The organism is Mesorhizobium argentiipisi (SeqCode), from assembly GCF_037179585.1.
GTDB classification, from domain to species: domain Bacteria; phylum Pseudomonadota; class Alphaproteobacteria; order Rhizobiales; family Rhizobiaceae; genus Mesorhizobium; species Mesorhizobium argentiipisi.
This window is the reverse complement of sequence record NZ_JAPYKO010000003.1, coordinates 334,294-348,936: the sequence shown is the minus strand read 5'-3', so window position 1 is coordinate 348,936 and position 14,643 is coordinate 334,294. Positions and strand designations below refer to the sequence as shown.

Annotated in this window: 11 protein-coding genes and 1 pseudogene; 11 read left to right on the top strand and 1 reads right to left on the bottom strand. The window is 58.2% G+C overall.

Features of this window, described 5'->3' with window-relative positions:
• Positions 1 to 139: 139 nt before the first annotated feature.
• Positions 140 to 507 (bottom strand): annotated as a pseudogene (locus tag O7A05_RS07060) (transposase); the annotation flags it as partial.
• Positions 508 to 746: 239 nt separating this feature from the next.
• On the opposite strand from O7A05_RS07060, the gene O7A05_RS07055 reads away from it, so the two are divergent.
• The 11 genes from O7A05_RS07055 (at position 747) to O7A05_RS07005 (ending at position 14,583) form a co-directional block, all read left to right on the top strand.
• Positions 747 to 2,423 carry an ABC transporter substrate-binding protein gene (locus tag O7A05_RS07055; RefSeq protein WP_337092262.1) on the top strand — a complete coding sequence of 559 codons (1,677 nt, stop codon included), beginning with the start codon at positions 747 to 749 and terminating at the stop codon, positions 2,421 to 2,423.
• Positions 2,420 to 3,409, top strand: coding sequence for an ABC transporter permease (locus O7A05_RS07050; protein WP_337092261.1), 990 nt, complete (start codon positions 2,420 to 2,422; stop codon positions 3,407 to 3,409). The genes O7A05_RS07055 and O7A05_RS07050 overlap by 4 nt, the downstream gene beginning before the upstream one ends.
• Positions 3,406 to 4,338 carry an ABC transporter permease gene (locus tag O7A05_RS07045; RefSeq protein WP_337092260.1) on the top strand — a complete coding sequence of 311 codons (933 nt, stop codon included), beginning with the start codon at positions 3,406 to 3,408 and terminating at the stop codon, positions 4,336 to 4,338. Before O7A05_RS07050 ends, O7A05_RS07045 begins: the two co-directional genes overlap by 4 nt.
• Positions 4,335 to 5,342: an ABC transporter ATP-binding protein gene (locus tag O7A05_RS07040; protein WP_337092259.1), complete on the top strand. Its 1,008-nt coding sequence runs from the start codon at positions 4,335 to 4,337 to the stop codon at positions 5,340 to 5,342. The genes O7A05_RS07045 and O7A05_RS07040 overlap by 4 nt, the downstream gene beginning before the upstream one ends.
• Positions 5,335 to 6,333: an ABC transporter ATP-binding protein gene (locus O7A05_RS07035; protein WP_337092258.1), complete on the top strand. Its 999-nt coding sequence runs from the start codon at positions 5,335 to 5,337 to the stop codon at positions 6,331 to 6,333. The genes O7A05_RS07040 and O7A05_RS07035 overlap by 8 nt, the downstream gene beginning before the upstream one ends.
• A gap of 93 nt (positions 6,334 to 6,426) precedes the next feature.
• Positions 6,427 to 8,184: a CocE/NonD family hydrolase gene (locus O7A05_RS07030; protein WP_337092257.1), complete on the top strand. Its 1,758-nt coding sequence runs from the start codon at positions 6,427 to 6,429 to the stop codon at positions 8,182 to 8,184.
• 321 nt (positions 8,185 to 8,505) lie between these two features.
• Entirely contained in the window at positions 8,506 to 9,681 is a 1,176-nt protein-coding gene (doeA, locus tag O7A05_RS07025) for an ectoine hydrolase DoeA (RefSeq protein ID WP_337092256.1), read from the top strand.
• Positions 9,682 to 9,791: 110 nt separating this feature from the next.
• Positions 9,792 to 10,955, top strand: a complete 1,164-nt coding sequence (gene argE / locus O7A05_RS07020; RefSeq protein ID WP_337092255.1) for an acetylornithine deacetylase — start codon at positions 9,792 to 9,794, stop codon at positions 10,953 to 10,955.
• 172 nt (positions 10,956 to 11,127) lie between these two features.
• Positions 11,128 to 12,381 carry a methylaspartate ammonia-lyase gene (locus O7A05_RS07015; RefSeq protein ID WP_337092254.1) on the top strand — a complete coding sequence of 418 codons (1,254 nt, stop codon included), beginning with the start codon at positions 11,128 to 11,130 and terminating at the stop codon, positions 12,379 to 12,381.
• A 14-nt stretch (positions 12,382 to 12,395) separates the two neighbouring features.
• Complete coding sequence (locus O7A05_RS07010; protein ID WP_337092253.1) at positions 12,396 to 13,547, top strand: CaiB/BaiF CoA transferase family protein; 1,152 nt, start codon at positions 12,396 to 12,398, stop codon at positions 13,545 to 13,547.
• 133 nt (positions 13,548 to 13,680) lie between these two features.
• The gene (locus O7A05_RS07005; RefSeq protein WP_337092252.1) at positions 13,681 to 14,583 is read left to right on the top strand and encodes an HpcH/HpaI aldolase/citrate lyase family protein; all 903 of its coding nucleotides are present in this window, start codon (positions 13,681 to 13,683) and stop codon (positions 14,581 to 14,583) included.
• The last annotated feature ends 60 nt before the right edge of the window (positions 14,584 to 14,643 follow it).

Genomic DNA, 14,643 nt, shown 5'->3' with positions numbered 1-14,643 from the left:
CGGCATTGTGGATATAGAAGTGGCCGACGAGGCGGCCTGCAGTGCCAAAGACAACCCAGCCGCGGCCACAGGCTGAGTCGTTCTCATCATGCCCCTCCCAGGAGAATTCCGCGCAGGCTGAGCCATCGCGGGTGCCATATCGCTTCCTGATGCGCTGGCTCACACATAGCCGCCGTGCCGGGTGGTGCGCCCGTCGATCGCGGAACTGCGGCCGCTCATATTCTGCGCCACGTGCGGCGTCACCCTCATCGAGCGCAGCTCATTGACGAAGTCTGCCGCGTCGTAGGCCTTGTCGGCGCCAAGCGTGATCGCCTGTGGCCGCTCGGCGCGAGGTTCGATCATGTGCAGTGCCGCTACCCGTTCGGCATGCCCGTCAGCCAGCGTCAGGCAGGCGTCGACCAGCAGGCCATGGCGGTTCTCCATCAAGCCATGACCCATGAAGCACAACTTGGTCTCCTTGCCTTTGCCCTTGCGATAGAGCCGGGCATCCGGATCGCTAGTCGAGGCACGTTTGGTGTCTAGGCAGGGCTGGTTTTGTTCCCTTGGGTGCGTGAGCACATAAAGAGGTGATCACGCGAGGGCACCCTTCTGGATTCCAGATAGGTTCATATGAAATATATATTTGTGGGATCAAGCAACCGCGACTCAAATGGAGCCATAATCGGGAGGTCTGGTTGGGTTTAGGGTGAACCAAGCGTCGCCGACCTGTTTCGAAGGCACCCACAAATAAATAATGGGAGAACACTATGAACGAGTGGCCACTTAGTCGCCGTGCCCTCATGAAAACAATGCTTTTGGGATCGGCTGCACCTTGGGTGATGTCCTCGGCGGGGATCGCCGCCTCCTCTTGTGACGATCACATCGTCCGCCTCGGTGCAATCGTCGCCCCCGACTCGATGAACCCCTTCGCGACCTGGAGTTCGTACTGGCCGACATTCTTCACCTACGACACTCTGGTCGGAGTGGACGCCCAGCGTCACTCTGACCGCAAAGGATTTGCCAAGGAATGGTCGGTTTCCGATGACAAGCTCACCTGGACATTCAAGATTTGGCCGGGCATGAAATGGTCTGACGGCCAGCCTGCCACAGCCAAAGATGCCGCGTTCACCTATAACTATCTGCGCGGCTCTATAGGCAAGCCAGAGGAGCTGAACGTTGGCTGGAACAACACTGACGGCTTGCAAAACGTCGAGTCCATCAAGGCGCTGGATGACGAGACTTTGCAGATCGTGACCAAGGCTCCAACCCGTTGGCCAATCGACAACTTCATGATGATGGTCCCGGAGCACATCTGGAAGGACATCAGCTACGTCGATGCGCGTAGTACCTTTCGCAACGACCCGCCTCTTGTTGGAACCGGGCCGATGATCGTTACGGAATTTCAGCAGGGCCAATTTGTCCGGCTCATCCCGAACGAATATTTCCGGACAGGGAAGCCGGCAACAGCCGGTATGGTCATCAATTTCTTCACTACAGCAGACCCGATGGCCCAAGGCCTTAAGAGCGGAAATCTCGAGTACGGTTTCAATCTAACCACTGCGCAGTGGGATGAGCTTTCGAAGGACCCCAACATAGTGGTCGGCCAACAGCGTATCGAGCAGCGGAATTATTTAGCGTTCAACACGGCCGCCGGAAAAGGGGCGGGCAGCACCAAGGCCCTGCAGGATCCGACATTTCGCGATGCGGTTGGCTACGCGATCGACCAGCGGGTCATCGTCGATCGCGCCTTCCGCGGGCACGCTGAGCCCGGCGTGGGACTGGGCATGCCGTCGGCCGTTCAATACTACTCGGACTTGAACGACACCAGGCGCCACTTCGATCTCGCCGAGGCCGGCCGCCGGCTCGATGCCGCAGGGTATCGGGACGCGAACGGCGACGGCGTCCGAGAGGACAAGGAGGGGAAAAACTTCCAGCTGGAGCTGATCACAGGGACCCGTTCCGGCACCCTCGAAATGCCCATCGCAGTCGTGCAGCTTATCGCTGGCTGGTTGGGACAAATTGGCGTCCCCGTCTCAGTCACCCAGCTCGAATCCGGCGCGCTCATCGACCGCACTGCAGCCCCGACGAATGGCGGGGGAGGTTGGGATCTCCTTGTTGATGCGAGTTGGTTGTCGCCCTCGGCGCACGATGTGCTCATCATTGGCAAAAGTGGCGCTCGCGACAACACCTCGTACTGGCAAAATGACAAATTCGATGAGTTCTTATCTGAGGTCGACAAAACCGCCGACCTTAAGAAGAGCAAGGAACTGGTCGACGAGGCCGTGCGCCTCATTTACATTGACGCGCCCTACATCATGCTGTGTTACCCAACCCTGCTCGATGCTCGTCGGAAGGACTGTTTCGAGGGGTGGGGTCGGGACGATCAGGTGTCGCAGTGGGGCTACTTCCCGTTTGATCGCCTGAAGCCGGTGCCAGCCTCGTGAACGGAGGCAGGACGAGCCGGCACATCGGGCGCATTGTCGGGAGGGCCTTTGTAACCCTGATGATGGTAGCGAGTTTGAACTTCATCCTGTTTAGAGTCATTCCCGGCGACCCTGCAGCGCTTCTGCTGGGCGGCGCGCGCAGTACCGTGACAGCCGAGCAGATCGAGGCCCAGCGCCAGAATTGGGGTCTTGACCGGCCGCTGTTCCCGGACCAAGCGGTCGACTACCTGTTGGCAACTCTTCGGGGCGATTTGGGTTACAGCTTCAAGTTCAGGGGTAGGCATGTCGCTGACCTGATTTTGGAGCGCTTGCCGGCTACCATCGCCCTAGTCGGTCTAGCCCAATTCGTCGCCATCCTATGCGGGGTCATGCTTGGCCTATATGCGGGTTGGCGCCGTGGAGGAGCCGTCGACCATATGGCTACGGGAACCTCGCTGGCGCTCTATTCTACGCCCTCTTTCTGGCTGGGCATGCTCCTGGTTGTGATCTTCAGCACTGCCTTGGGGTGGTTTCCGGGCTACGGTGCATACTCGCACGGCGCGATCATGGGCTCCCTTGATTCGTTGCTCGACTATCTGCAGCATCTCGCGCTCCCGGTTACCGCGGTGGCCCTTGGACTTATCGGCCAATATGTCGTAGTCGCTCGTGCCGCAATGAGTGACGTAGTCACCGAGGACTACATGGTGACTGCACGGGCCAAGGGACTGACCGGCGGTCAGATGCTGATGCGTCATGCATTTCGCAATGCAACGCTACCGGTCGTAACGCTGATTACCCTTAATCTCGGCTACGTGGTCGCCGGTGCCATCACCGTCGAAGACGTATTCGCCTGGCCGGGGATCGGCGGCCTGACGGTGGAAGCGCTCAACGCACGGGACTACCCTGTCCTACAAGGCATATTCCTGTTGCTTGGTGCCTCAATTGTTCTCGCAAACCTCGTAGCCGATCTTGCCTACGGGCTGCTTGATCCGAGGGTTCGACAATGAGTGAAAGTACAGTTCGTTATTCCCCCCGAGGCCGGGCGCGCGCGATAAAAGGCTTTCTGCGTCAATTTCTCAGCTACGGTGGTGCTCGGGTCGGCCTCGTATGTCTAATGTTTTTTCTGACAGTGGCAGCGGTGCCCGATATTCTGGTGGGACCGCTTCAGACCGCGATCAATGCAACTGGCGATTTCCTCGCGCCACCATCGGTTGAACATCTGCTGGGTACCGATGAGGTGGGTCGGGACGTGCTCAATCTGGTCGTCCATGGTGCCCGGATCTCGCTTACGATCGCGCTACTGGCGACTCTGATCAGTCTTGTTGTCGGGACTGCCGTTGGGATGACGGCTGGCTACTACGGTGGCAGGATAGACGTCTGGCTGATGCGCCTGACGGACTTTTTTTTCGTCATGCCGTCCTTCGTGCTGGCGCTGGTCATCACACCTGTGGTTCTCGAGGTGATGGGGCACGGTGGAGAAATCCTAGGCTTTCGTCCTTCCCTTTTCGTGATACTTGTCGTTATCGGCATGACAAGCTGGGCGTTCGTCGCGCGTATCGTTCGCAGTCAGACGCTGTCGCTCAAAGAGCGAACATTCATTGATCGCGCGCGCGTTGTGGGCAGCAGCAATTTCAGCATCATGGTGCGGCATATCCTCCCCAATCTCGTGCCGCAAATCGCGGCCAATGGTGCTCTGGTCGTCGCCGGCGCAATTTATGTCGAGACGTCGCTTTCATTCCTCGGGCTTGGCGACCCCTTGCAGCCCTCATGGGGGACTTTGCTTTCACAGGCCCAGCGCGCCGGCGCCGCGAGTGCTGGAGCCTGGTGGTACCTCGGTGCACCCGGACTGTGCGTCCTCACGGTTTCGCTTAGCTTCGTTCTGATTGGCAATGCCCTCGACGACACATTCAATCCACGGCGGAGGGTGATCCCATGACAAACTCCTCCCATGACATGGCACCGCTTCTGGAAATCGACCGGCTCTCTGTCGACTATGGGCTCAAGGGCGTTTCATCGCGTGCGATCGACTGCGTAAGCTTCGCGCTCCGGGCCGGGGAGGCCGTTGGCCTCGTCGGTGAATCGGGCAGTGGGAAGACCACGACTGCTATGGCGATTGCGGGTCTGCTATCACCCAACGCGCGGATCAGCGGCGGCCAAGTGCGCTATCGAAGTAACCGACTGCCGATCGATGATGATGCGGCGATGCGGCCACATCGCTGGAGCGAAACGTCAGTTGTCTTTCAGGGCGCGATGAATGCGCTCAATCCCGTTCACCGCATCATCAAGCAAATCGCCGAGCCATGTATACTGAAGCTCGGCATGTCGCGAGGCGAGGCGACCACGCGGGCCAGGGAGCTGCTCGAGCTCGTCGGCATTCCGGCGGATCGCGGCACTGCCTATCCCCACGAGTTGTCGGGCGGTATGCGCCAAAGGGTGATGATTGCGATGGCACTCGCATGTCGCCCCTCAATCATCATCGGCGACGAGGCGACTACGGCGCTCGACGTCATGACACAGGCGCAAATTCTGAAGCTGCTGGGTGAGTTGCGATCGAGGCTTAGCCTTGCCCTCATTTTGATCACCCACGACCTTTCTGTCGTGGCTGAGTGTTGTGATCGCGTCATGATCATGTACGCGGGCCGGATCGTCGAGGACAGCACTGTCGATGAGATCTTCGCCCAGCCCAAACATCCCTATACACGCCTGCTGATCGAATCGATCCCGAACCTAGCGAGCGGCAAACGGGTTATTCGGCCCATCCCCGGTGATCCCCCCAACTTGATGAACCGGCCGTCAGGCTGCGCCTTTCATCCGCGTTGCCCGTCGGCCATGGGAGTTTGCGCGACCGAAGTCCCCAGCCTCGACAAGGTCGGGCCGGGACGCGTCGCCTGTCACCTTCACCGGTCCTCGCAAGAAGACAAGGTTGCAGCTCATGCCTGACACCGCCGATATCCTGAGTCTTGAGAGCGTGCAGGTCCATTTTCCTATCCAGGGCGGGTTGTTCGACCGTGTCCTGGGCCGACCTGCCGGCGCCGTGCGCGCAGTGGACGGGATCGACCTCAACGTCCGACGGGGTGAGATCGTCGCGCTGGTCGGCGAATCGGGAAGCGGCAAGACCACTGTGGGCCGCGTCATCACCAAGCTTGCCCAGCCGACAGCCGGCAGAATGCTGTTCGAAGGCCGCGACATGACCTCCGTTCAAGGCTTGTCGGCTTTGCGCCCTTACCGGCATCGCGTACAGATGATCTTTCAGGACGCCTATCAGGCGCTGAATCCGCGACACACCGTCTTCGACATTGTGGCAGAGCCGCTGCGCTCCCTGCGGCTAGTCGAGAACCATGCCCAACTCACGGAGCGGGTCAGCGAAGCTCTAGCGTCGGCCGGCCTCAATCCTCCCAATGATTTCTTCTCCCGCTTTCCACATGAGCTGTCCGGCGGGCAGCGCCAGCGGGTCGTGATTGCCGGAGCGCTTGCCGTCAGGCCGGAACTCATCGTCGCCGACGAGCCTGTCTCGATGCTCGATGTCTCGATTCGCGCACAAATTCTTCAGGTCCTGGTTGACCTGCGCGACAAGCACGACATGGCGCTGCTGTTCATCACCCACGATCTGCCGCTCGCCTGGTTGATCGCCGACAGGATTGCCGTCTTGTATCTTGGAAAATTGGTCGAGATCGGCAGCGCCGACGAGATCACATTCCGCCCCTGCCATCCCTATACTGTCGCCTTGCGCAACGCCACCCCGCAGATTGGCACGAATGCAGGTCGCGCCGAGCTGCCGACTCTGCAAGGTGAGGTTCCAAGTGCCGCGCGCGTGCCGAAGGGCTGTCGATTCCATCCGCGTTGCCCACTGGCCGTCGATCGCTGCCGGCAAGAAGAACCCCCGGCGATCGAAGTGGGGCCGCAGCACCTGTCAGCTTGCTGGCTGTCGTGAGGTTAGCAGCGCCCTTTCGGCACATCTGCCGACACGCGTCAGAATACGCGCCCGGCCTTTATGATTCGGAACTAGAATTTCACGGAGTTTAGAATGCCGCTTGATGCAGAGTTTACTGAAGCTGGTGTGGTTCGCAAAATCAGTTACGTGCCCATGAAGGACGGAACACGCATTGCGTATATTTCATACCACCTGAAGTCTGGGCCTGCTCCGGCCGTGTTTTTGTATTCACCGTATACAGCAAGTGCCGCAGCTTTCGAGATTGCGAAGCCGTTTCTTGAAGCCGGGTACGCCTTCGTTGGTGCCAACTTTCCCGCGACGGGTTGCTCGGAAGGTATCATCGACTATTGGATGGACCGCAAGGAGGGGATCTATGGTGCCGAAGTGGTCGAATGGATTGCCCAACAGCCTTGGAGCGATGGCAATGTTGGAATGATTGGCAATTCATCTGCCGGTACGGTTCTATTCTGGGTCGCAGCAGAGCAGCCCTCTCATTTGAGGGCAATCGTGGGAACTGGCGTCGAGGACGGCTATGAGGATTGTTGGCACCTGGGCGGAATGCACCAACACGACATAACTGCAGGATGGTCGCTCAACGCTGAGTTCGTCAGTCAGGTTAGCGGAGCGGAGGACCGCATCCGCGCAGGCGATACTGAGTGTGCTGCAATTCGTGGGAGCGACAGGCAAGTGGTCAAGCGTCAATTCTTTGACGAAGCTCGCAAGCACCCACTGAAGAATGAATGGTGGGAGTCAATCTATCTGGCCCGGGATGAGGTCGCCGGTAAAGTCAATATACCCACCATGCTTATTGCCTCGTGGCAGGATGATTATGGCAGCGGTGCGGTTAGGGAAAGTGCTCGGGTATTTACACAATTGATGCCGAACGTGGAGCACAAGAAGCTGGTCCTGATGAACGGCGATCATTTTATTGGCGGACCTGGGCCGACCAGCTACAGCCTGGTAGACGATGAGCGGATGAGATTCCTGGACCGATGGGTGAAGGGCGTTGAGAATGGAATAGAGCATGAATTACCAGTGGCTGTTTATTGGGATGTCACCCAGCCCGATGGCGATCCTAAGAAGTCGGTTGCGGGCTGGGTTACAAGGCACGAGACTTGGCCAGAACCAAAAGTCGAGCGCTGTCCTTATTATCTCACGGCCGATGCCAGGATCTGGCCTGCCAAGCTGGGTGCTAGCCCGAATGATGGCTCTCGCCCCTACCTCTACCCGGCGGGATCAGAACTCTACGGAAGCAATCAGCAATTCGCGATCCAGCCGTATGAAGAAGGTGTGTTAAACTATCGGACGGCCGCCGCCGTCTCGGATATGACGCTGCTAGGAAACCCAGAAATAACGCTCTATCTCAGCATCGACCATGGAGATGACGCTGACCTGGAATTAACTTTGAAAGACGTCGATCCTGAGGGCAACATACTCTTCCTCCAATCGGGCTTGCTGCGTGCTTCGCTTCGTTCCATCGACGAGAAGCGAACATACTCGGACGAAGTAGTCCAGTCATTCCGCAAATCTGAAAAACTCGTACCGGGTGAAATCTACGAGGTGCGGATGTCATTGCTGGCGCCAGTTGCTCACGTTGTTAGGCAAGGGCACAGCCTCGAATTGACCATCGGCGCTCCCAATCCCATTCCGCATCCCCACATCGGCAGCATACCTGCCGGCGGCCCGTCCATAAACAGAGTTTATCATTCGGAAAGATATCCCTCTAAAATTGTCCTTCCCGTTCTTCCGGGCGCAGTGGCCCACGCACCGGCGCCCGAATGTGGCATGCAGCGGGGTCAGCCTTGCCGAAAGGGAACTCAATTTGTCGCCGGCGGACTGCCGATCCGATAATACGCTGCTATTGCTCGAATGTTTGAAGCACTGCGGGCGGGAGAGGCGCTGTACTTAGCAGCTCCTTGCATTGGGATTGGGATTTCGGTCTGATTACCGAGCAAATTGGTTACCTTGCGGACTGACGGGGCGCCTAGGTGCGGACTTGCGCGAACGTGTGAGACAGATTGCGATATGGGTCTTCGCTGCGGAGAAGCCCATCTGAATGCCAGATGACTTAAATCTACAAACAACATTTGACGGTCATGAGGCTCCCGGAAATGGTGTTTAGGATCTCTGAGATCAGAACGAGAAACGGAATTTGTAAGGGGAACCACGGTCATGAAGGCTCTTAATTTCAGCCTTGACGAATACGCAGCGCGGCTTCGCAAAACGCGGTCGGCGATGGAAGCGCGGGGCATTGACACTCTCATCGTGAGCGATCCTGCCAATATGAATTGGCTGACCGGCTATGATGGCTGGTCCTTCTACGTCCATCAGGCCGTCATCGTGCCCCCTTCCGGCGACCCGATCTGGTTCGGGCGCGGGCTCGATACGCCCGGCGCAACGCGGACTTGCTATTTCGGGACGGAAAACATTGCTTCCTATCCTGACCACTACGTTCACGCTCCCGAGCGCCATCCGATGGAGCTGCTCGCCAAGCTTCTTATCGACCGCAAGCTGGATAAGGGCGTTATAGGCCTTGAAAAGGATGCCTACTGGTTCTCGGCTGCGGCCTATGAGTCGCTTGTTGCCGGCCTGCCGAATGCAAAATTCGTTGATGCTACGGTCCTGGTCAACTGGCAGCGGCTTGTAAAAAGCCCGGCCGAGATCGGCTACATGCGCAAAGCTGCTCGCATCATCGAATTGATGCATGAGCGTATCTACGAGGTAATCGAGCCCGGAATGCGCAAATGTGATCTGGCGGCCGAGATCTATGATGCAGGTATTCGTGGCACGCCTGAGTTCGGTGGCGATTATCCGGCGTTCCCACCGCTGTTGCCTTCAGGTGTGGACGCGGCCGCCTGCCATCTGACTTGGGACGACAAGCCGATGCGCAACAACGAGGGCACCTTTTTCGAGATCGCCGGCGTGTACCGGCATTACACCTGCCCGATATCGCGGACCGTCTACCTTGGGAAGCCAAGCGAGACGTTCGTGACCGCTGAGAAGATGACGTTAGAGGGAATGGAGGCTGGGCTTGCCGTCTGCAAGCCGGGGGCGAAGGCGGAGGATATCGCAATCGCGTTCTGCGACGTCCTCGAACGCTACGGCATCAAAAAGGAGAACCGGGTCGGCTATTCGGTCGGTTGCGCCTATCCGCCGGACTGGGGTGAACACACCATGAGTCTGCGCCGTGGTGACAAGACAGAACTCCAGCCGGGCATGACATTCCACTTCATGACCGGTCTGTGGATGGAAGACTGGGGCTTTGAAATGACCGAGACCGTCCTTATCACCGAGACCGGGATGGAGTGCTTGGCCAACGTGCCGCGGAAACTATTCGTCAAAAACTGAAGTCCGCATATGGGCGCCGCTCGATCGGTGTCTCGCTACAGCGGCAGGGCGGTCAGCGCATGCTCAGTCTTGGGAGACCTAGCGGGTCTCATGAACTGGTGGAGCACGAAATGTCGGGCGCAACGATTGAAGATACGAAACAGATACTTGGTCAGCTGGTCGCGTTTTCGACCATTTCTCACGACTCCAACCTTGCGATGGTTGACTATCTGGCCAGTTTCTTTGGCCAGCTTGGGGCAAGAGTGTTCCTGCAGCACAACGAAGACGGGGAGAAGGCCAATCTATTCGCAACGCTTGGCCCGGAAAAGGATGGAGGCATCGTCCTCTCCGGCCATTCCGATGTCGTGCCGGTCGAAGGGCAGAACTGGTCGAGCGACCCTTTCAAGATGGTGGAGAGGGATGGGCGGCTCTATGGCCGGGGCACATGCGACATGAAAGGCTTTCTCGCCTGCTGTCTTGCTACTGCGCGAGGTGCTGCGGAACTCAATCTCATTCGGCCACTGCATTTTGCCTTTACCTACGATGAGGAGGTGGGCTGCTTTGGCGCTCAGGCGCTCATGAACGAATTGGCCCGACGTGGCATCAAGCCCTCCGCCGCCCTCATTGGTGAGCCGACGATGATGCGGGTGATCGAAGGCCACAAGGGATGCTACGAATATACCACCAATTTCGTAGGCCTTGAGGGCCACGGGTCCCAGCCAGACCTCGGGGTTAACGCAATTCAGTATGCGGCGCGATTCATTGCACATCTGATGGAGCTCGGCCAAAGGCTGAAGGATCGCGCAATGGCGGGGAGCCGCTTCGATCCGCCTTGGGCTACCATTCAGATCGGGCGCATTTTCGGTGGCGCGGGCCGCAACATCATTGCCGGGAACTGCTCTGTTGAATGGGAGTTGCGCCCAGTTCAGCCATCGGACGCCGCCCTGGTCAAAAAGAGCCTCGATACCTTTATCAATCAACAACTCCTGCCGGAAATGAAAGCCGTGTCACCCTCTGCCAACATAGAAACGATCGTCGTCGGCGAGGTGGAAGGACTTCAGGTCGTGGCGCAGTCGGAGGCGCGAGATATCGTCTATGAAATAACCGGCGCCAATGGTGCTGACGTCGTCGCGTTCGGCACCGAGGCGGGTCTTTTCCAGGAAGCGGGCATATCCGCTATCATTTGCGGGCCCGGCTCGATCGAGCAGGCCCATAAGCCAAATGAGTTCGTCGAGATCGACCAGCTCAAGAGCTGCCTGAAAATGCTTGCGCGCCTGCAAGCGAAACTCGTCTGAATGAAGCGCGTTGGCGCATTTGGCCGACCAAACGGCGCCCGGTCATCTGAAAACATGATGGCAGGGTCCGGAACATTATATTGGCGAAGTCTAGGTTAAGTGGCGCATGCTTGGGCGATAGCCGAACTACATTCGCCGTCAACGCAATCCGATAGAAATCGAGCGAGCTGAAGTGCAGATCAAAGATGTCCTCCTCGCGCCCGGCAACGGCGCATTTTTCTATGACGATCAGGCCGCCATTAGATCCGGCGCGACCCAGGACGGCTTCCGCTATGTCGGCGAACCGATAACGCCTGGCTTCACGTCGATTCGCATTCCAGCATCTTCGCTCAGCATCGGTCTCGTCCTTACCGACGAGACCGTTGTTTGGGGCGACATGATGAACGTCCAATACTCTGGTGCTGGTGGACGGGATCCTCTGTTCGACGCCAACCAGATCTCAGTTTTTACGTCACGCGTCGTCGCGCCCCGGCTTTTTGATGTCGATGCAGGTCGGTTTCGTACTTCTTGCGCAAAGGTTTTTGAGCCTATCGAACATCTGCGCTTACCTCTGGCTGTCGAGTATGGCGTGAGCCAAGCCCTGCTTCGCGCAACCGCCCATCTACAGCGCAAGACAATGGCGGAGATCCTATGCGCGGAGTTCGATCTGCCGCTACCGACGTGCCGCGTCCCGATTTACTGTCAGAGCGGTGACGCGCGCGAAATCAATGTAGATAAAATGATCCTGAAGGGCGTGGACGTGCTCCCCCACGGACTGATCAACTCGCGGCAGAAATTCGGCGTCGACGGACAGAGCTTCGCGGACTTCGTAAGGTGGGTTGCAGCGCGCACGCGCCAAATCGGCCGCCAGGGGTATCATCCGGTGCTGCATTTCGATGTTTACGGCTGGATCGGCCAGGAAATCGGCCTAGAGCCGCAAAGCATCGCCGACTTTATCTGCAAGGTTGCAGATACGGTCTCGGATTTCACGCTTAACATTGAGTCCCCGGCAGATTTTGGTTCGACGCAAGCCCAAATTGAAAACTACGCCAAGATCGTATCGATCCTCGACACCCGGGGGTCCAGCGCGCGTATCGTCGTGGATGAGAGATGCAATACGCTTGAGGAAATACGGCTCTTTGCCGAGGCCAAGGCAACGCATCTCGTCCAGATAAAGACGCCGGACGTCGGCTCAATCGTCGATACGGTGCGCGCTGTTCTCATCTGCAAGGAAAACAACGTCGGGGCTTATGTCGGTGGGAGCTGTACCGAAACGGATCTGTCCGCACAGGCTTCCGTGCATGTCTCTGTAGCCACCCAGGCCGACATGATGCTCGCCAAGCCTGGAATGGGGGTGGACGAGGGATTCTCCATTGCTGGGAACGAGCAGAACCGGTTGCTAGCGATGCTGAATCGTCGCCGGATTCAAAGCGAAGACGTTGGATGAAAGCACGGTGTCGCATGCAGAACTCTCTTGAGGGGATCACTGTCGTAGCCGTCGAGCAGGCCGTGGCCGCGCCTTACGCCTCGTCCAGGCTCGCGGATGCCGGTGCCCGGGTGATCAAGATCGAACGGCCCGAAGGGGACTTTGCCCGAAGCTACGACAAGTTGGTCCGAGGGCAGAGTGCTTACTTCGTCTGGCTTAATCGGGGTAAGGAATCGGTGTGTCTGGACCTGAGGTTGGAGGCGGACCGCGAGGTCCTCGACACGCTCATTGCCGCTGCTGACGTCTTTATCCAGAATCTAAAGCCGGGCAGCATCGAAAAATTGGGTTTTGGGTCTGCTGACCTGCGCCGCCGATTTCCGCGCCTGATAACCTGTGACATCTCGGGTTTCGGTGACAAAGGGCCTTATTCACACTTGAAGGCCTATGATCTCATCGTCCAGGCCGAAACAGGCCTATGTGCGATCACAGGCAACCAACAAGGGCCCGCGCGTGTCGGAGTCTCGGTCTGTGACATCTCAGCGGGCATGACAGCGCACAGCGCCATTCTTCAGGCGATGTATCACCGCGAGGTCACAGGCGAAGGGACCAGCATTCAGGTGTCACTGTTCGATGCTGTCGCTGACTGGATGAATGTTCCGGTTCTGCAAAACGACTATAGCGACTACTACACGGAACGCGCCGGTGTGAAACACCCGTCTCTGGCGCCATATGGCGCTTATCGTTGTGCCGATGGTAAGGACGTCATCTTTTCGGTTCAGAATGACCGCGAATGGGTGAGTTTTTGCGAGAAGTTCCTCAAGCAGCCGGAACTTACACGCGCACTTGGTTTTGCCGACAATATGGAGCGCCTCAGTCACCGTGCGCAACTTGAGAAGATCATTGAACGGCGGTTCTCTGAACTATCCTGCCAGGTAGCAATGCAGGAGCTTGAGGCGGCCGGACTGGCATATGGCCGACTGAACGAAGTGGCGGATGTTTCAAAACATCCACATGTCCGCAGAGTCGAGATTGGCACGCCTGAAGGAAGCGTCGAGACGATCGCGCCGGCGGCAATTTTCAATTACGAGGAGCCATCGCTACGCCCAGTTCCGGCTCTTGGCGCTCATACTGAGGCTGTCCGCCAGCAGGTTCTGGCGTTTTTGCGCGACAGAGCCGCGTCAGCGTGAGCGCGCGTCCGAGTATGGGGAGTGCGCTCGCGGTTTGCGAAAAGCCTGTGTACCTTAGATCATTTCAGCGCTTCGGCCATCCAGCAAGCCCACTGCCGTCACGCTCGCGTAATTTGATTGCAGAGGTGACTCCATGATCGCGGACACCTTTCCGTCAGTTGAAACCGCGATGTCTGTACCACGTTGGAGATCCCTGCTCTTCGTACCCACTCACGTACCGGGCTTTGTGGAAAGGGCCCATGAGCGGGGTGCGGATGGCGTCATACTCGACCTCGAGGATTCCGTTCCCCAGAATCAGAAGGGAGAAGCACGGCGGCAGCTTCCTGAATGCGTGGCCAAGGTGGGCCGGAAAGGCGCATCTGTCCTGGTCCGCGTTAATCATGGTTTGCGCGCTTTGGCGCCCGATCTTGATGCAGCAGTTATATCGGGTGTTGACGCGCTTGTTCTTCCGAAGACGGATTCGGCAGAGTGGGTAGTAGAGATCGCCAATGCAGTTTCAGAACTTGAACGGGAAAGAAGTCTTCCGCTGGGACGCATCCGGTTCGTTGCCCAAATCGAGACTCCGGGCGCCTTGCAAAGGCTCGAGGCCATTGCGTGGGCACATCCCAGGATGGTCGCAATGGCGCTCGGCCCCGAAGACTTCAGTGCCGCTGTTGGCGGCACCCCGGAGTTCGACCTTCTGTTGACGCCGAACCTTTCTGTTCTGTTTGCCGCACGGGCGGCCGGCTTGCTCCCGCTTGGTTTCGTAGGGAGCATCGGCGAGTTCTCGGAGGCCCGTAAGCTTCATGAAGCCGCGGTGCATGCGCGGCGGCTTGGCTTTGCCGGAGCCTTGGCGGTCCATCCCACACAGGTTTCCATATTCAATGAGGCCTTTTCGCCAAGCGCACAGGAACTAGAGTGGGCCCATCGTGTCGTCGCGGCAGAAAACGATGCCGCCGCGCAGGGCAGAGGTGCTTTCGCCTTGGACGGAAAGATGATCGATGCACCGGTCGTTCGAAGGGCCCTTGAAATCCTCGCCATAAGCCAGAAAGCCTAGCTGGGGCGTTCGTGTCCTTAGCAACTCAGGAGCGCGGACGGGATGACACGAGACCACGCG